General features: G+C 46.8%; 17 protein-coding genes. 3 read left to right on the top strand and 14 right to left on the bottom strand.

What is annotated here, in order from left to right:
• Nucleotides 1–340: 340 nt before the first annotated feature.
• The 6 genes from ACKRAT_RS03090 to spxA all read right to left on the bottom strand — a co-directional run bounded on the left by ACKRAT_RS03090 (nucleotide 341) and on the right by spxA (nucleotide 4,819).
• On the bottom strand, nucleotides 341–586 hold the full coding sequence (locus ACKRAT_RS03090) for a hypothetical protein (RefSeq protein WP_411843640.1): 246 nt from the start codon (nucleotides 584–586) through the stop codon (nucleotides 341–343).
• A gap of 107 nt (nucleotides 587–693) precedes the next feature.
• Complete coding sequence (pepF, locus tag ACKRAT_RS03085; RefSeq protein WP_411843639.1) at nucleotides 694–2,499, bottom strand: oligoendopeptidase F; 1,806 nt, start codon at nucleotides 2,497–2,499, stop codon at nucleotides 694–696.
• 69 nt (nucleotides 2,500–2,568) lie between these two features.
• Nucleotides 2,569–2,931 (bottom strand): hypothetical protein, encoded by a 363-nt coding sequence (locus ACKRAT_RS03080; RefSeq protein ID WP_411843638.1) that lies wholly within the window; start codon nucleotides 2,929–2,931, stop codon nucleotides 2,569–2,571.
• On the bottom strand, nucleotides 2,901–3,380 hold the full coding sequence (locus tag ACKRAT_RS03075; RefSeq protein WP_411844402.1) for a competence protein CoiA: 480 nt from the start codon (nucleotides 3,378–3,380) through the stop codon (nucleotides 2,901–2,903). Before ACKRAT_RS03075 ends, ACKRAT_RS03080 begins: the two co-directional genes overlap by 31 nt.
• 212 nt (nucleotides 3,381–3,592) lie before the next feature.
• A complete protein-coding gene (gene mecA / locus ACKRAT_RS03070; protein WP_411843637.1) occupies nucleotides 3,593–4,246 on the bottom strand; it encodes an adaptor protein MecA in 654 nt (217 codons plus the stop codon).
• A 174-nt stretch (nucleotides 4,247–4,420) separates the two neighbouring features.
• On the bottom strand, nucleotides 4,421–4,819 hold the full coding sequence (gene spxA, locus ACKRAT_RS03065; RefSeq protein WP_411843636.1) for a transcriptional regulator SpxA: 399 nt from the start codon (nucleotides 4,817–4,819) through the stop codon (nucleotides 4,421–4,423).
• Nucleotides 4,820–5,106: 287 nt separating this feature from the next.
• On the opposite strand from spxA, the gene trpS reads away from it, so the two are divergent.
• On the top strand, nucleotides 5,107–6,105 hold the full coding sequence (gene trpS / locus ACKRAT_RS03060) for a tryptophan--tRNA ligase (protein ID WP_411843635.1): 999 nt from the start codon (nucleotides 5,107–5,109) through the stop codon (nucleotides 6,103–6,105).
• Nucleotides 6,106–6,338: 233 nt separating this feature from the next.
• Here trpS and fabF read toward each other — a convergent pair whose 3' ends face one another.
• The 7 genes from fabF to ACKRAT_RS03025 all read right to left on the bottom strand — a co-directional run bounded on the left by fabF (nucleotide 6,339) and on the right by ACKRAT_RS03025 (nucleotide 14,910).
• Entirely contained in the window at nucleotides 6,339–7,580 is a 1,242-nt protein-coding gene (fabF, locus tag ACKRAT_RS03055) for a beta-ketoacyl-ACP synthase II (protein ID WP_411843634.1), read from the bottom strand.
• Nucleotides 7,573–8,535 (bottom strand): beta-ketoacyl-ACP synthase III, encoded by a 963-nt coding sequence (locus ACKRAT_RS03050; RefSeq protein WP_411843633.1) that lies wholly within the window; start codon nucleotides 8,533–8,535, stop codon nucleotides 7,573–7,575. The genes fabF and ACKRAT_RS03050 overlap by 8 nt, the downstream gene beginning before the upstream one ends.
• A 120-nt stretch (nucleotides 8,536–8,655) precedes the next feature.
• Complete coding sequence (locus ACKRAT_RS03045; protein ID WP_411843632.1) at nucleotides 8,656–10,509, bottom strand: oligopeptide ABC transporter substrate-binding protein; 1,854 nt, start codon at nucleotides 10,507–10,509, stop codon at nucleotides 8,656–8,658.
• A gap of 313 nt (nucleotides 10,510–10,822) precedes the next feature.
• Nucleotides 10,823–11,953, bottom strand: a complete 1,131-nt coding sequence (locus ACKRAT_RS03040; RefSeq protein WP_411843631.1) for an ABC transporter permease — start codon at nucleotides 11,951–11,953, stop codon at nucleotides 10,823–10,825.
• 14 nt (nucleotides 11,954–11,967) lie between these two features.
• Nucleotides 11,968–12,930: an ABC transporter permease gene (locus tag ACKRAT_RS03035; protein WP_411843630.1), complete on the bottom strand. Its 963-nt coding sequence runs from the start codon at nucleotides 12,928–12,930 to the stop codon at nucleotides 11,968–11,970.
• A 7-nt stretch (nucleotides 12,931–12,937) separates the two neighbouring features.
• On the bottom strand, nucleotides 12,938–13,867 hold the full coding sequence (locus ACKRAT_RS03030) for an ATP-binding cassette domain-containing protein (protein WP_411843629.1): 930 nt from the start codon (nucleotides 13,865–13,867) through the stop codon (nucleotides 12,938–12,940).
• A complete protein-coding gene (locus ACKRAT_RS03025) occupies nucleotides 13,864–14,910 on the bottom strand; it encodes an ABC transporter ATP-binding protein (RefSeq protein WP_411843628.1) in 1,047 nt (348 codons plus the stop codon). Before ACKRAT_RS03025 ends, ACKRAT_RS03030 begins: the two co-directional genes overlap by 4 nt.
• Nucleotides 14,911–15,431: 521 nt before the next feature.
• Between ACKRAT_RS03025 and ACKRAT_RS03020 the strand changes: the two genes are divergently transcribed.
• The gene (locus tag ACKRAT_RS03020) at nucleotides 15,432–15,632 is read left to right on the top strand and encodes a YjzD family protein (protein ID WP_411843627.1); all 201 of its coding nucleotides are present in this window, start codon (nucleotides 15,432–15,434) and stop codon (nucleotides 15,630–15,632) included.
• A gap of 73 nt (nucleotides 15,633–15,705) precedes the next feature.
• On the opposite strand, the gene ACKRAT_RS03015 is transcribed toward ACKRAT_RS03020, so the two are convergent.
• Nucleotides 15,706–16,782: an NAD(P)H-dependent flavin oxidoreductase gene (locus ACKRAT_RS03015; RefSeq protein ID WP_411843626.1), complete on the bottom strand. Its 1,077-nt coding sequence runs from the start codon at nucleotides 16,780–16,782 to the stop codon at nucleotides 15,706–15,708.
• 284 nt (nucleotides 16,783–17,066) lie between these two features.
• Between ACKRAT_RS03015 and ACKRAT_RS03010 the strand changes: the two genes are divergently transcribed.
• On the top strand, nucleotides 17,067–17,615 hold the full coding sequence (locus ACKRAT_RS03010) for a glycerol-3-phosphate responsive antiterminator (RefSeq protein ID WP_411843625.1): 549 nt from the start codon (nucleotides 17,067–17,069) through the stop codon (nucleotides 17,613–17,615).
• Nucleotides 17,616–17,630: the final 15 nt, after the last annotated feature.

Genomic DNA, 17,630 nt, shown 5'->3' with positions numbered 1-17,630 from the left:
ATGAGGGATGGGCGGCATCGGCACGGACAGCACCTGTTCCGCCTGAAAAACGGCATAAAAAAAAGCAGACCCGATTGGCCTGCCTCATATCGTCATTCTTTTGGATTGTGACTGCAGTGAACTGCAATCGAAAAAGATCTAAAGATTTAACTAATTAAAAAAAGCAGCACACCTTCTGTAGTGTGCTGCTCAAACAAAGGGGATGGGAGAAATTTCTCACTGTTTAAACAAAGGGGTATGTTTCAGTGATAAAAATTTCATGTCTAAACTATATCACGGTTTTCAAGGACAGACAACAATTTGAATAACTTTTCACAATACCGTCACAATGAAAACGTATTCAAATACTTTTTTCCGAATCTGGGTTTAGAAATGAAGTGAAACTAGCACTGCTGCGCTCTTCTTTTACTCTTTTCATCTCAAAATCCTCTGATCGTTCTCCAAAATATCGGTTGTAATAATATACTTTAAGTTCCATAAGACACTCCGGTAATCTGTCATTAACAGCCCCGTCATTTAATTTAGAGCCATAAAATCGACCGATGAAATCATCAAAATACACGCCGAAAAAAGAAAACGGTTTCATTAGTTTATCACTCCAACTAAAATCACACAAATAAAAACTGCAGACAATCTTCTAATGATTGCCCGCAGTTTCCATCAATTCAAAATCAGATCCACCAACATCACGCTTTACAGTTCCGTCTCTTCCAGCAGCACCTCGAACTGATCCAGCTGGCGCTCGAACACTTTCATCGCGTTTTCAACCGGCTCGGATGTCGTCATATCGACCCCTGCATTTTTCAGCACTTCGATCGGATAGTCGGAGGATCCTTTTTTCAGAAACTCCCTGACATATCTTTCCGCGGTTTCCGGTCCTTCTTCAAGCACCTGCTTGGAAAGGCTGGCTGCCGCCGCATACCCTGTGGAATACTGATACACATAATAGTTCATGTAGAAGTGCGGGATTCTCGCCCACTCCACGTTGATATAGTCGTCGTAATCCACGGCATCCCCGAAGTATTTCCTGTTCAGTTCGCCGTAGATTTCATTCAGCCCGCCTGCTGTCAGCGGTTCTCCCGCTTCTTTCATGGAATGGATCTTATGCTCGAATTCTGCGAACATCGTCTGTCTGAAGACAGATCCCTTGAATCCTTCCAGCTGTTCATTCAGCAGATATAATTTCTTCTTATTATCTTCAAGATTTCTGAACATGTAGTCGGCGAGCAGTGCTTCGTTGAAGTTACTTGCCACTTCCGCCACGAAAATTGAATAGCCCGACATGTTGGACGGCTGATTCTGGCGGCTGTAGTAGCTGTGTACACTGTGGCCGAACTCATGCGTCAGCGTGAACAGGTTGTTCACGTTATCCTGCCAGTTCATCAGAATATACGGATTTGTACCGTAAGTTCCGGACGAATACGCGCCGCTTCTCTTCCCTTTATTCTCATAGACGTCCACCCAGCGGTTTTCCAGGCCTTCTTTGATGATCGAGACATATTCTTCGCCCATCGGCTCGAGTGATTTCAGCATCCAGTCCTTCGCCTCATCATAGCTCATTTCGAAGTCGATATCTTTGACCATCGGCACATAGACATCATACATTTTAAGCGAATCCACGCCGAGCAGCCTTTTGCGCAGCTCAGTGTAGCGGTGCATCAGATGGAGATTGTTGTTCACTGTCTCAACCAGCCTGTCGTACACTGCCACAGGAATAAAGTTATTGGACAGTGCCTGTTCCCTTGCCGAATCATATCCTCTTGCCTCGGCGGAGAAGACGTGTGTATTTACGACCCCCTGCAGCGTCTGGCTCAAAGTATTTTTGAAATCGCCGTATCTGGTATACAGATTTTCATAGGCGGATTTGCGCAGTGCGCGGTCCGGTGATTTGAGCAGGTCGATATACGTCCCCTGCGTCAACGGGTGCTTATTCCCCTCCGCATCCTCAGCATCCGGGAACTCCAGATCCGCGTTGCTGAACATGCCGTAAGTGGATGTCGGATTGGACAGTACTTCCCCCGCCTGTGCAAGCAGTTTCTCTTCCTTGTCGCTCAAAACGTGTTCACGCATCTTGTTCAATTTTTCCAGATCGAACGCAAACTCGGCGAGCCGTTCGTCCGCCATCCAGGATTTGAGTGTCGATTCATCGATCTTCATGATTTCAGGTGTCAGGAAACTCCATGCTGTGCTGAATTTAACCGCAAGCGTCCGCGCTTTCGCTTCCAGCGCACTGTAAGTATCGTTGGAAGTATCCTGGTCATGCTTCAAATGGGCATACACATAGATTTTGCTTACTTCCTCTTCAATTTCCCGCTCGGTTTCAAGCGCGCCTGCAAGTTTATCTGCAGAATCGATCGCCCCTTTGAATTTTTCCTCTTCACCGAGGCGTTGCTCCACCTCTTTATATTTCTGTTCAAACGCTTCATCCGACTCGAATATCGCAGACAGATTCCACGTGTTTTCCTGCTTTTGTTCGTCCCTTGTAATGACTTTAGCCAATATGACCCCTCCAGTAATTAAGATAATCTAATTTTCTCAATATTTCACCAAAATTTCAAGCACCGAAACTTATTGTGAATTATATAACATTTTATATCCCTGCAATAAATCGACCAGCACCTCCTGTTTGGACGGAGTGCTCTGCATCACGTGCATATTGATGAACCGTTCAAACTCCTCCCGGTCGAATGTCCCCTTCTCCAAATGATGATATACGAAGAGCTTCCATTCAAGCGGCGGATTCGATATCCATCGTTCCGCTTCTATTGTCCAGCACAGATGTCCGAGGCCATTCCCCGCTTCCAGACCCAGCTGGTACATAAAAGTCAACGTCGGATTGAGCACCGATTTCTGCTGCCTTTCCCGCCGGATCATCCGTTCCATCTCACCGTCCGCCAGTTTCACTTTGGCTGCAGGCCGCACTTCTTGCACCGCAAGTAATGCTCCGACAGATATCTCCGTTTTTTTATACGGCCATCCGCCGCAGCCGTGTTGGTGATGCAGTATGAACCTGTAAACTTTTTCGTTTCCGGGTCATATGTGAATAAAGATCCTCGGTACATTGTGGACAGCTGGAAGCGGGAAGGGATACATTTCCCTTTATCCGTGCGGACTGCGGCTTCATCGAGCAGCCAGATGACTTCCATGCCGAGCGAGTGATACCCTTTCGACCTCTCGGCGATGAGCTCTGCAGAAATGGTGGAAAATTGAATTTCCAGAGCGAGCCTGCCATCGATCAGCAGATCGGGAATCTGCTCGATTTCCGGCAGATAGTGTTCCATGGCGACCGGCGCGATGTCCGCCAGTTCCGAGTATAACTCCTGTTTCGACCGGAGGTGCCCAATCGACTCATTCTTATGAAGATAGTGGGTACAGTCCAGAATCCGCTGATGTGAAAAATGGGGCAGCTTAATATTTCCCGCTTTTAACGTACCGGCGCACTGCAGACGGGGCAGAAGTATTTCCGGTTTTTATCGGCTTCTGCCGCTGTAATTTGAGCGCCGTTTTCATCTACTTCTGAAAACATGAAAAAACCTCCTTTTCTATATATAGTAGAAAAGGAGGTTTTTGATCTTTTTACCGTGCAAGTAAATTATTTTACTTTAAAATACTTTCTTACCTGGTATCTCACATTGTTGCTCATGATGATTGTACCGTATTCTTCGACCACCATGCTGGCGATTTCGGCTGGTGTACTGTACTCGAGCAGTTTTGCTTCGATACGCTCGATTTCCATATAGTCCAGACGATAATCGAAGAAAATCTGGTAATAGTATTTGCCGTTATACGTAAATAACAAGTCTTCATACTGTGTTTCATCCATTTCAACTTCATGTGTATATTTGATCAAGTCTTCTATATCGTCGAAATGTACCATTACAGGCTCTTTCGTCACCGGAACTGTTTCCTTGTTGTCTTTTGCTCCACCATCCAGAAAACTCTCTATATCTTTGTTATCTATATTCATAGGCGTCTGCTCCGTTGAGAAAGGATCGTCTTCATCGCGTGATTTGGACACTACAACTTCCACTCCTTTGTCATATGCATGTACTTGAATCCAGAGTGGGCCTTCCATCGTAAAGTCATCTTCCTGCTCATGATTTACTTCGTCCATGATGGACCAAAAGAACTCTTCGCCGCGTTTGCGGTTCATCCAGAGATCATCCCGATCGAAGCCGCGTTTTTCAATATCCTGATACGTGATGAAAAACTTGATCGTCGAATCATTCACTCTTTCAATTCTCATCCTTCTCACTCCTTTTCACCGAGTTTGGTTGATATTTATATTATAACCCATACAGCCAGGGTAATACCAATTTTGGAATTGTGTTTTATTATACGTCAAAATACCCGCAGATATCAAGTATCTGCGGGTACTGTTTGACGTAAGTATCATATATCAGTTTAAGGGGAGATACATTTACATTTCAGCCAGGCGTTTGGCCTCCATAAGATGGAACGTTCTCACAGTTCTTGGGAGGAAACGACGGATTTCATCTTCGTTGTACCCCACCTGCAGACGCTTTTCATCCATAATGATCGGTCTTCTAAGAAGTCCCGGATTCTCCATGATCAATGTGTACAGTTCCTGCATTGGCAGACTGTCAATATCGACATCTAATTTTTGGAAAGTTTTAGATCTGGTAGAAATTATTTCATCTGTACCATCTTCAGTCATTCTAAGGATGGATTTCACTTCATCTAATGTCAGTGCTTCAGAGAATATATTTCTTTCAGTATAAGGAATATCGTTTTCTTGTAACCATGCTTTCGCTTTACGGCATGATGTGCAGCTTGGAGAAGTAAAAAGTGTTACCATAGTGCTCACACTCCAATTTCAAAAGATTTGTAACATTTGTCTATACCCTTTTCCGTTCAACCATAAACCATTTTTATAAGATTGTCCGTAAAATATGTGTATGACTTGTTTACAGTTATAATTATATCGACCCAACATTAAAATAAAATGAGAAAACTCTAATAATCTCGCAAAATTTCAGAAAAATTGTTAAGATATTATGAAGATGCAGACATCAGTGCCAATATTGCAAGGAACCCGGAAGTTTATTATCATATACATAATGACATAAAAAAGGTGATTACGACATGAAAACATTATTCTCAGGCGTTCAGCCCAGCGGTATTCCCACTATAGGAAACTATATCGGAGCATATAAACAGTTTGTTGAGATGCAGCATGAATACGATTCGTATTTCTGCATTGTAGACCAGCATGCGATAACTGTACCACAGGACAGACTCAAATTGAGGGAGAACACGAAAAAACTCGCAGCCATCTATCTGGCTTCGGGACTCGATCCGGAAAAGATCACTTTATTCATCCAGAGTGAAGTCGCAGCCCACGCAAAAGCAGCATGGATGCTGCAGTGCGTCGGATATATCGGTGAACTCGAGCGCATGACACAGTATAAGGATAAAGCGCGCAGACAGAACCAGAAAGACGGCATCAGCGTCGGTCTGCTCACCTATCCATCACTAATGGCAGCTGACATTTTAATTTACAGCGCAGATGTTGTACCTGTGGGCGAAGACCAGGGGCAGCATCTGGAGCTGACACGCAATCTGGCAGAACGATTCAATACCAAGTACAATGACATCCTGACAGTGCCGGAAGTCAAGCATCCGGAGGTCGGCGGCCGTATTATGAGCCTGAACGATCCGACTAAGAAAATGTCTAAAAGTGATGAAAATCAGAAAGGCTTTATCTCACTGCTGGATGATCCGAAAGCCGGAGCGAAGAAAATCCGCAGTGCCGTCACAGATTCAGGCAGCGAAATCAAGTATGACAAAGAAGAAAAGCCGGGCATCTCGAACCTGCTGGACATATATTCCAGTCTTACAGATAAGAGTACTGCCGATTTAGAGGCGGAGTATGACGGTAAGACTTATGGCGATTTCAAAAAGGATCTCGGTGCAGTCGTTGAAGAATTCCTGACGAAATTCCAGGAACAGGTCAATTATTATCTCGAGAGCGGTGCACTTGATGATATTTTAGACCAGGGCGCGGAGAAAGCATCCCGCAAGGCCGACAAAATGGTGGAAAAAATGGAACGTGCCATGGGACTCGGACGTAAGAGAAAGTAATGATTGATTAAGAGACGCGCATCCGCTTCGGTGGATGCGTTTTTTAATTCGGCAGGATTTTCGAGTGTATTACCGGCCACGGTGACTCCAATGTCGACCGGCAAATACCCTTAATGGACGCCGTCAAATACAACGGTGACCCATACCCCCTCATATGTACATCGTCACACGCAAAATGCGTCCAATACTAAAAAAACCCTCATCCCGACTGGGATAAGGGTGCCATACATATATTATTCTTCGTATTTCTTCAATAACAGTGTTGCGTTGTGACCGCCGAAACCTAAACTGTTTGTGATTGCGTATTTTATATCTGCATCCACTGCACCTTCCGGCACGTAGTTCAAGTCGCATTCGGGATCCGGGTTTTCCAATCCGATTGTCGGGTGGACTTTGCCGTCTCTGAGACTGAGTGCGGTGATGATGAGTTCCATACCGCCGCCCCCGCCGAGAAGGTGTCCTGTCATGGATTTTGTAGAGTTGACCAGCATTTTGTAGGCATGGTCTCCGAATACAGTTTTGATCGCCTTGGTTTCGAACAGATCATTGTAAGATGTACTTGTTCCGTGACCGTTGACGTATCCGACTTCCTCCGGCTTCACACCGCCGTCTTTCAATGCTTCTGCCATCGCGCGTGCGCCGCCTTCGCCATCTTGGGCCGGTGCCGTGATGTGGTGCGCGTCTCCGGTGGAACCGTATCCTATGATTTCAGCATAGATTTTGGCACCGCGTGCTTTTGCGTGCTCAAGTTCTTCAAGCATGACAATCCCTGAACCTTCCCCGATGACAAAGCCGTCCCTGTCTGCGGAATACGGACGGGATGCTTTGTCCGGATCTTCTGATGTGGAAAGTGCTTTGTTGGCCTGGAATCCGGCAACACCCATTCTTGTAATCGGCGCTTCCGTTCCGCCTGTAATCATGGCATCTGCCTGGCCTCTTTCAATAAATTTGAAAGCTTCGCCGATTGAGTTTGTACCCGTGGCACATGCTGTGACTGTCGCACCGTTCGGTCCTTTGGCGCCATGTTTGATCGATACCTGGCCGCTTGCCATATCCGGAATCATCATCGGTACGAAGAATGGGCTCACACGACGCGGGCCTCTTTCGTAAAGTACTTTAAAGCCGTCTTCAAGTGCCTGGATGCCGCCGATACCGGAACCGATCCAGACCCCTATGCGTTCAGCATTATCATCATTTATCTGAAGTCCGCTGTCGGCAACCGCTTCATCAGCCGCCACCATTGCGTACTGTGCGAAGCGGTCCATACGGCGCGCTTCTTTTTTCTCCATATAATCTTCTATATTAAAATCTTTCAACTCGCCGGCAACATGAATATTATAATCACTGTTGTCGATACGAGTGATTTTGCCTATACCATTTACACCATTAAGGGCATTCTCCCAGGTCTTTGGCGCTGTGTTACCAATAGGTGTAAGCGCACCGATCCCTGTAACTACTACTCTTTTCTTATCCATGTGTCTCCTCCTCATTACTTCCCCAAGTCAGACATATTGAACCCCAAGTGAGTCCGCCGCCGAAGCCGACTAAAATAAGGTTGTCTCCCGATTTTATTTTACCATTTTTCACATCATGATGGATACTTAATGGTATGGATGCAGCAGAAGTATTGCCATATTTATCTATCGTGGAGCTCATTTTCTCCAGAGGCATCTCCATACGCTCCCTTGCAGCATTCATGATGCGGATATTTGCCTGGTGGGGCACCAGCATATCGATATCCTCTTTATTGAGCCCTGCTTTTTCCGTCACAATGACACTGGACTCACCCATTTGGCGTACGGCAAACTTGAAGACTTCACGTCCGTTCATCCTGAGGTTGCCATCGTCTATATCATCATACAAGTACGAAGCGCCCTGACCATTGCTGCCAAGATCGAATGATTTTATTCCAAAGCCTTCATCCACTTCGCCAAGAACAACCGCGCCTGCACCATCACCAAATAAAACTGCGGTTGAACGATCGCTGAAATCAGTGATTTTGGAAAGCTTATCCGCTCCGACAACCAGCACATGCTTATACGTTCCCGTCTGGATAAACTGCGCGGCTGTAACTACACCGTAAATAAAGCCCGTACATGCAGCGAGCTGATCCATGGAAGGAACGTTTCTAAGACCCAGTCTATGCTGCAGCATTGTCGCAACTGTCGGGAATTGATGGTCCCCTGTCGAAGTTGCAACGATGACCAGGTCGATATCTTCTTTGGAAACACCGGAATTTTCAATCGCTTCTTCTGCTGCTTCGTATGCAAGATCACTTGTATCCATATCTTCAGCAAAACGACGCTCTTTAATTCCCGTCATTTCTGTTATCCATTCATCTGATGTATCTAAAACCTTTTCGAAATCATGGTTTGTAAAAACTTTTTCAGGCACATAGGTTCCCAGGCCCAAAACACCTACATTCTTCATTTGACCACACCTTATAATCTCATATTATAACTAGGTACTAATTTAACACAAATCATGATTTTCTACAATAAAAAAAGCACTTATGCAGATGCATAAGTGCTTCATTCTAGAACAAGCTGATTACTCAGTTACACCCCATTGGTAAGGAAGTGTTTCCTCGTTATGGCCGATTTCGATGCCATAGTTTACGACTCTTTCATTTACCGGTTCAACTTCAGCTCTGTAAAGCGTAGGGATTACCGGCATTTCATCAACCATCAGAGCCTGCCATTCGTTATAGATCTCTTTACGTTTTTCTGTATCAAATGCTTCCGGAGAGTTACCTCTTTCCATTAATTCAGTACTCTCTTCAGTTGCATAACGCGGGTAGTTGAATGAAACGTCCGGACCGTACAGACCGTAAGGGTCTACATCGGATCCTACACCCCACGCACCTTGATAGATATCGATGTCTTCATGATCATTCTCAACCATGTCATAGAATGTGTTGAATTCAATCAGACGGCCGTTTGTCAATTGTACGTTCAAGCCGATGTCTTTCCAGGACTGGATGTAGTAGTTGGTCAATGGTTCAGCGATGTCACCGCCGGACATTGAAGCGAAGTTGATTTCGAGCGGTTCGCCTTCCGGATTTTCACGGAATCCATCACCGTCTGTATCTTCATATCCTGCTTCATCAAGAATCTGTTTCGCTTTTTCCGGATCGTATTCAGGCACTTCTACCTCATCATTATGCCATGCTTCATGATATGGAGTGATCAGCGTTGTCGCTTTCCAGCGCAGACCGTTGTAGAAACGTTCGCCTATAGCATCATTATCCATTGCATGCCACATTGCGCGGCGCAGTTCTTTGTCACCCATTTTCTTTTCTTCCGGTTTGTAGTCGACTCTGCCTTCCTCTTCATTCCAGTCACCCAGTTTGAAACCGATGTAAGTGTAGGCCCCTTCAATGTTGGCCAGCCATTCGACACCTTCCATTTCAGATACATCCGGGAACTGGTCCGTCGGGAAATTGATCGCAACGTCGGATTCACCAGTCTCCAAGGCGTTCGCAACAGACGATGGAGATACTACAGAAAGTTCGATTCCATCCAGCTGAGGCTCGCCTCTCCAGTAATCTTCAAATTTCGTCATGACAACCGCTTCACCCGGTGTAACGGAATCCACTTTATAAGGTCCGAAACCGAGCGGGTTTTCGCGTGTCTGCGGCGCTTCTGCCATATCTGCAATTTCTACACCTTCATAGTGGTGTTCAGGCATTGCATAAGCCCAGAATCCACCGGCAGTCAGTGATGGTGCAAGTTCAGTGTATGTGAATACCGCCGTCTGGTCATCTACCACTTCAATACCGGAGATTGAATCCGCATCTCCCGCTTTATATTCGTTATAACCTTCAAGTAATGTGAACCCATCTGTTGCACCGCGGATACCCGGATAGTCCGGATGTCCGATCACTTCATAGGAATACACATAGTCTTCGATGGTCATCGTTTCACCATCGTGCCATGTAATGCCTTCCTGCAAAGTAAATGTGACTGTATTATCATCTTGGTTCACTTCAAATTGCATTGCACCGTCGTTTGTATACTGGAAATCTTCATCCATAGTAAGTAAAGGTTCATCAAAGAGGCTGATTACTTCAAAGTCAGGGTTCCCCTGATACAAGTTGAAGTTCAAAGTACCCTCAAAAGGCGTATCGGATGTGAGTCCTACTTTCAACGTCCCTTCGCCTGTTGGTTCCCCATCATTGGAAGCCACCTGGTTGAAATCCTCATAGTTATATATTTCTTCGGCAGATGCAGAATCGTCTTCTCCTTCCGAACCGCCCTCTTCAGTACTTTCTTCGCCGCCTGAATCACCGGAGTTCTCCTCTGTGCTTTCTTCCTCAGATGAACCTCCGCCACACGCAGCAAGTGCCAATACCATGACCAATGTCATGAAAAACATCAGTCTGGACCACGAATATTTCGCCATAATATTTCCTCCCCTAAAATAAAATATAAACTGATATATATACTTAAGTTCAGCGTTAAACTGAAACTTAGTACCAAAAAATGGTTAATATCATACCCCTTAAATGTATATGTAAGTATGTCTATACACAATATTATCACAATTATCTGAAATATCAATTGCTTGCTGAAGTGAAATTTCTCCCTAAGTGTATTTTAACACTGAATTATGCACGTTTGTATAATTCTCAGATAATTTTAATGACAGCGGTTTCAATTTGTTTCAAAAGCAGGGTTCCGTTCCACTATAAAAGGTACGGAACCTGCCTGAAAATCTATGCCTGGCGCTGCCTTGCATCACCGGCACGGCGCAATGCCTCACCGATGTTACGTACACAGAGCATGAGCAGTAAGATGAGTATTGCTGCAGGCACCCAGATCCACCATCTGTGCTGAAGTGTCTGCGAGTTTGTCGCATAGGCCATCAGGGTTCCCAGAGATGGATAGTCTTCCGGGAAACCGAATCCGATGAATGACAGTCCGGATTCAATACCGATGTTCGCTGCAAGCGACAGTGTACTGTTGACAATGATGATACCAACCAGGTTGGGCATCAATTGTGTAAAGATGATTTTCATGTGTGAACTTCCGAGTGTCTTCGATGCACTGACATAATCAAGCTCTTTCTCCTGTATGGCCAGGGAACGCACGAGCCTTGCCGTACCCGTCCACAGGAATGCAGCCATAATCAGTGAGAAAGTGAAAATATCATACGACGGCACGATTGTTACGAATACGATGATGATCATAAGGAATGGCAGCACCATGAAGAAATCGACGATACGCATCATGATGTTATCAATCTGGCCGCCGAAGTAGCCGGAAATCATACCATAGATAATGCCGAAACCGACACTCATCAATGTAACCAGCAGGCCGATGGCAAGCGAGTTCCTCGTCCCGATGATTAGCTGGCCGAATATGTCACGGCCGCCGTAGTCCGTGCCCAGCCTGAATTCTTCATTTGGCGGCTGATTGATTGCGAACAGATCCACTGTAACGATCGTCTGGCGGTCCAGGAACATCGTAAGGCCGAACACATAGGATGTGATCAATATAAATATGATCAGTGAGAACAATGCCAGCTTATCCGCGATAAGCTCCTGGATCAGAATTCTCCATCCCGGTGTACTTTTGGGCAGATTTTTAGAATCCAGGGCGCCGTGTCCGGCAGCGCCATGCGGCAGATCCGCCTTGACGCTCATGTCCATATCCCCTTTTTCATATCTGTGTTCATCATCACTTCTTGCTTCAAACGGATCCCCGCTTCTCGGTCTCCCGTCACTGTCCGTGTCACGGTCACTGAGCTGTTCGCGGCGGATGCGGTCTTTATTTTCCATTTCTTCTTCAGAACGGTGTGACTCCCGTTCCCTGCCGAGTCTATTTTTATTATCTCTATTATTCATTTTATCCACCCCCCTTACTTGATGCGGATCCTTGGATCTACAATACTTAGAATAATATCGGACAATAATGCACCCACAATTGCCATGAATCCGTAGAACAGAATCAGGACGTTTGCCACACTGAAGTCACGTGTCGATATAGAATCCAGGAACAGCCTTCCCATGCCGGGGTAGCTGTAGATCATTTCGATGAAGATGGACCCGCCGAGCAGCGCTACAATTTCATAACCGAAGAATGCGGCTATTGGAAGTATGGAGTTTCTAAATATATGTCTGTTATATACAGCAGACTCTTTTACCCCTTTGGCACGCGCCAATACGATAAAGTCCTTCTGCTTCGTTTCGATGATTCCGCTTCTGAGATACTGGACGGTGCCCACCAGACCGATCAATGCGATCGCAAAACTCGGCAGAACAAGGTGGTTTATCTTACTGAGCACATAGTCCAGCGTCCCCGGTTCCATTCCCGGGCCGACCGAGCCGCCTGTCGGGAACAAGTTCATGTTGTACCCGAACACCCACAGGATGACCAGACCGAAGATGAACTGCGGTGTAGCGAAACCGAGATAAGTATAGCCGGTGATCGTCGTATCCAGCAATGAGTCATTGTAACGGCCGGATACGAGGCCGAGCGGCAGACCGAGCAGGTAGATCAGAATTGTCGAGAATAATGACAGCCAGATCGTATTCAGCAGTCTGTCACCGATGACATCCAGTACCGGCCGCTGGTGGAAGATCGAACTTCCGAAGTCGCCCTGGAACATTGCGAACACCCAGTCTCTGTACTGGATATACCAGGGGTTGTCCAACCCGAGTGCTTCCCGTTTTGCTTCTATGGCCTCTCTCGGTATTGTCGGGTCGATCAGACCTGAGAGGGCGTCCCCGGGCATCAGAGAGCCCATTATGAACACAAGGACACTGAGCACAACCAGCTGTGGAAAAGTGATAAGTAATCGTCTAATCGTAAATTTCAGCATATGTTCATCAACCTTTCACCGGCAGCGCAACTCTGTGCGTCTCCGAAATGGATTGTAGCGGGAACGCTCTTCCCTCGTCATCAAGATATTCCGGGAAGTTCTGGTCATATTCCGACTTGACCGTCTGTCTCATTTCGAGATTGCGTTCGATTTTATCCACATTTGTATCGGGAATGGCTGCGATCAGACGTTTCGTATATATGTGCTGCGGATTTGAGAATATATCTTCTGCCGTCCCCTCTTCCACAAGACGTCCCTGGTACATGATGCCGATGTGCTGGCACATGTGCCGTACGACACCCAGGTCATGGGCAATGAACATCATGGTCAGGTTCAGATCCTGCTGGATCTCCTGCATGAAGTTCAGCACCTGTGCCTGTACCGACACATCCAGCGCAGATACAGGTTCATCGGCGATGATCATTTTGGGATTGAGCGCGATGGCTCTGGCAACCCCGATACGCTGACGCTGTCCGCCTGAGAATTCGTGCGGATATTTATATAATGAACCGGGCGGCAGACCCACTTTATCCAAAAGTCCGAGCACTTCCTCAGTCAGTTCATCTTTAGATTTCCTATGATAATTTTTAATCGGTTCGGAAACGATATCGATGACACGTTTACGGGCGTTCAGTGAAGAATACGGATCCTGGAAAATCATTTGGATATCGTCCCGCACATCCACCTTTTTCCCTGAAGCATTCAATTTCTGGCCATCGAATAAAATTTCCCCTTCAGTGACATGATTGAGCCCCATGACAGCTTTGCCTGTCGTGGTCTTGCCCGAGCCGGATTCACCGACTAGGCCGTATGTAGTGCCTGCGGGGATATTTATGCTCACCCCGTCCACTGCTTTGACATGGTCTTTTACGGTATTGAAGAAACCGCCCTTTATCGGAAAATGTACTTTAAGGTTTTTAATCTCTAACAGGTTCATCGGGCGCTCCCTCCGGTCTTCGCGTCCAGCACTCCGGCTGCTTCCCTTGACGCCCTGGCTTCACCAGATTCAAGAGAGAAGTTTTTATAGCATGTGCATCGGACGAAATGATCATCTGCGATTTCACGGAGCTGTGGATTGTTTTCGTGTTCCGAAGCATCAACCCATGGAATCCGCGGTGCGAATCTGCAGCCATGGCGGTCCATCTTATTCAACGCGGGCACAACGCCCTGAATGACGTGCAGCTTGCTGCCGAGCATATCTTCAGACGGCAGCGAGTTCAACAGCGACCGTGTATACGGATGCTGCGGATTTTTGAAGAGCTCTCTCACCGGCGCCACTTCAACGATCTGTCCTGCATACATCACCGCCACACGGTCGGCCATTTCCGCTACGACACCGAGGTCGTGTGTGATCAGCAGCACTCCGGATCCCAGATCATCCTGCAGTTCACGGATCAGATCCAGAATCTGGGCCTGGATCGTTACATCGAGTGCCGTTGTCGGTTCATCTGCAATCAGCAGTTTCGGCCTGTTTGCGATGGCAATGGCAATTACGACACGCTGTCTCATCCCGCCGGATAACTCATGCGGAAATGCCTCCGCCACTCTTTCCGGACGGGGGATACCGACTCTATCGAGTAATTCGACGGCATAGGATTCCCGCTCCTGCTTGGATTTCGTGCCATGTATTTTCAGTGTTTCCATTATTTGAAGTTTAACTTTCATCAATGGATTCAAAGCGGTCATCGGATCCTGGAAAATCATCGCGATATCCCCGCCGCGGATTTTATTCATCTTGTTTTTGCTCAGCCCAGTCAGTTCTTTACCCTGAAACTTGACTTCCCCCTCGATGCGGGCCTTATCGTGCAGACCCATCAGTGAGAATGCAGTGGCACTCTTGCCTGAACCGGATTCACCTACAAGCGCCAGCACTTCATTCGGTTTGATGCTGATTGAAACGTCATCAACCGCCGGATAGTACTCGCCCTTGATCTTGAATGAAGTCGTCAGATTATTGACTTCCAGTAATTTCTCGGACATTTTAAATTCACCCATTCTTCCCTTACTCTTTCTCCTCTAATAAATTGAACCGTTACTCAAGCTATGTAGGATCAGAAGTAATGCTGCCTATAGAATTGCCCGACTATCATACGGTCTATACCGGATCAATGTTTATTTCCAAAGCGATGAAATATGACACATTTTAACATCCCTGTATAAACCAGGGTTTATCAGACAATTCTATAAACTCGATGTTAATATATTGTAATTCCCGGGATTTCATTTTGCAACAAGTGTTTTTTGAATTGTAGCAATATTTGTGTATTTCCAGTTGTTAAATATACACGATTGCATAAACCATTTCAACAGTATTTAGCATAATTTATCTGAAATTTGAAAGCGTTTACAATTAATTGTGTGTCTCTGCTGCGTTTGAATATGATTTTGTGAAATAAATATTTTGTTTTGATTTCCGACACGAATTACTTTGATTGGCACTATACACGGAAAACGTTTTAAGTTATTATTAATCTATATAAATATGTAGTGGAGGCAGGACCATGAGATACATCATAAGCTTTATCTGGGCATTCATGCTCACGCAAATGGTAAACTTCGTCTTAAACAGTCTCGGCGGCGGCAGCCCTTACTTGTTCTGGAGTGGTGTCGTGCTCGCAGTAATTGTAACAGCAACCATCGCTATTCTTGATGTAATGCTTAAACACCCGGACGAAAACAGTGAAGCCCAGCATAATCATTAATATGATTTTTAAACCCGCAGACATCGATGTCTGCGGGTTTTTATTATATCCGGAAGTCCGGCAAAATCCATATCTATATATCAGACCTTGACTCTTTCGTCTCTGCGACCAGTGCCTCCACCAGCCCGCGGGCTGATATTTCCCGGGCGAACTGTTTGCCTTCCCCCGCGAGCAGCATGGCGTAGTCGGGCGCCCCGCTTTCTTTTGAGGCATCCTGGAATGGCTGGGTAAGGCTGCGCTGCACCGGATACTCCACCATCTCTTCCTGATAGGCGCTGAATTCGGAGATGAATCTGTTTTTCACTGCCCTGGCCTGTCTGCCCGTGAACAGTTTTGTCAGCACAGCAGGTACATCTTCCGATTCCGTCAAAATACTTTTGTGCATCGGATGTGCCCCGCTCTCTTCCACCGCTAAAAATGCCGTGCCCATCTGAACGCCTTCTGCACCGAGCACTCTCGCGGCTGCGATGTTCCGTCCGGTCATGATTCCGCCGGCAGCGATTACGGGGATCTCCACCCGCGCCGCCGTTTCCGGGATGAGTGACATGAGGCCGACCAGACTGTCTTCTGAACGCCCGAGGAAGGCACCGCGGTGGCCGCCGGCTTCCGACCCCTGCAGAACGACTGCGTCCAGGCCGGCGGTTTCGATCTGCAGAGCTTCTGCTGCGGTCGTTGCGGTCGCAAGTATGACGGTTCCCGCTTCCTTCAGACGTGTAATCTGATCGTCCGCCGGCACACCGAAAATGAATGAGGCGACCAGCACCTGTTCCTCGATGATGACGTCCAGCTGCGCATCGAATTTTTCCTCGATGGCTTCCGGCGCGGGCGGCGTGACGGGCTTCTGCTCGAGGCCGAACGCATCGAATGCCGGCCGCAGCCGTTCGTAGGCGCGGACGATTGCGGCGTCTGTGACTTCAAACTCCCTTGGTATGAACAGGTTCACCCCGAAATTCCTGTCTGTGCGCTGCCGTGTCTCCCGAATCAGACTGCGCAGCGCCTCCGGCTCCAGACTCCCGCCTGCGATCATGCCGAGTCCCCCCGCATTCGATACTTCCGAAACGAGCGCGGCAGTGGTGATGCCCCCTGCCATCGGCGCCTGAATGATGCCGTGTTCTATATCAAGCAGCACTTTTAATCTTTGCTGATCCACTCTGAACGCCCCCTTAATTATGTATATCTTCTTACTGGTCGTACCACTTTCTTCTATTATATAAGATTTCCCCCGGATTTTAAAATGATTTAGGTTTTTCAACACCGAACAGACCGCCTCCAAAATGGCCCGCATTCCAATTTGTCCGGGGGTCTGTGCACATTTCTTCTATACCCCAATACCGCCTTTTATATACACGTTTTTAAAATGATAAAACTATACAAATCATGCCGCTTCATCTATCATGGACAATTAATCATACTAACGATGAATGGAGTATCACAATGGTTAAAATACTACCGGCAGTACGCTCGATGAAGGATTTTGAAAAACTGATCGGCAGCGACTATAAAGAATGTGTGGTGCTGGATATTCACATCGGACATCTGGAAAGCCACCTTACAACAATGAAGCAGCACGGTTTTGAAGTCTATCTGCACCTGGATCTGATTAAAGGGCTTTCTGCTGACGTTGCTTCTTTGGAATTCATCCACCAGCGTTTTAAACCGACAGGCATCATTACGACGCGCGGCCGTCTGATAAAAAAAGCGAACAGTCTCGGGCTCAAAACGGTCCTTCGTATTTTCGTCATCGATTCTTCCGCAATCGAAAAGAGCATTGAACTCGTCAGACAATCAGAACCGGATCTCATTGAAATCCTGCCCGGCGTTGTGCCGAAAGTCATCCACCTCTTCACCCGGGAAGTGGGTGCGGAGGTAATCGCCGGCGGGCTGATCGAGACCCAGGCCGAAGTGGAAAATGCGCTGGCAGCCGGCGCTAAATATGTCACGACCTCCAACAAGGACCTGTGGTTCAGCCGGCAGGCACCTTAGAGAAATTACACACGC

The sequence above is a fragment of the Salinicoccus sp. HZC-1 genome, assembly GCF_046736035.1.
Classification (GTDB): Bacteria; Bacillota; Bacilli; order Staphylococcales; family Salinicoccaceae; genus Salinicoccus.
This window is presented reverse-complemented; position numbering and strand designations above follow the sequence as displayed.

Coding starts and splice junctions, on each gene's coding strand:
- trpS (WP_411843635.1), top strand. CDS start 5,107: ATGAAAACATTATTCTCAGGCGTTCAGCCCAGCGGTATTCCCACTATA.
- ACKRAT_RS03020 (WP_411843627.1), top strand. CDS start 15,432: ATGAGATACATCATAAGCTTTATCTGGGCATTCATGCTCACGCAAATG.
- ACKRAT_RS03010 (WP_411843625.1), top strand. CDS start 17,067: ATGGTTAAAATACTACCGGCAGTACGCTCGATGAAGGATTTTGAAAAA.
- ACKRAT_RS03025 (WP_411843628.1), bottom strand. CDS start 14,910: ATGTCCGAGAAATTACTGGAAGTCAATAATCTGACGACTTCATTCAAG.
- ACKRAT_RS03050 (WP_411843633.1), bottom strand. CDS start 8,535: ATGAAGAATGTAGGTGTTTTGGGCCTGGGAACCTATGTGCCTGAAAAA.
- spxA (WP_411843636.1), bottom strand. CDS start 4,819: ATGGTAACACTTTTTACTTCTCCAAGCTGCACATCATGCCGTAAAGCG.
- ACKRAT_RS03030 (WP_411843629.1), bottom strand. CDS start 13,867: ATGAACCTGTTAGAGATTAAAAACCTTAAAGTACATTTTCCGATAAAG.
- ACKRAT_RS03040 (WP_411843631.1), bottom strand. CDS start 11,953: ATGAATAATAGAGATAATAAAAATAGACTCGGCAGGGAACGGGAGTCA.
- fabF (WP_411843634.1), bottom strand. CDS start 7,580: ATGGATAAGAAAAGAGTAGTAGTTACAGGGATCGGTGCGCTTACACCT.
- ACKRAT_RS03090 (WP_411843640.1), bottom strand. CDS start 586: ATGAAACCGTTTTCTTTTTTCGGCGTGTATTTTGATGATTTCATCGGT.
- ACKRAT_RS03045 (WP_411843632.1), bottom strand. CDS start 10,509: ATGGCGAAATATTCGTGGTCCAGACTGATGTTTTTCATGACATTGGTC.
- ACKRAT_RS03035 (WP_411843630.1), bottom strand. CDS start 12,930: ATGCTGAAATTTACGATTAGACGATTACTTATCACTTTTCCACAGCTG.
- mecA (WP_411843637.1), bottom strand. CDS start 4,246: ATGAGAATTGAAAGAGTGAATGATTCGACGATCAAGTTTTTCATCACG.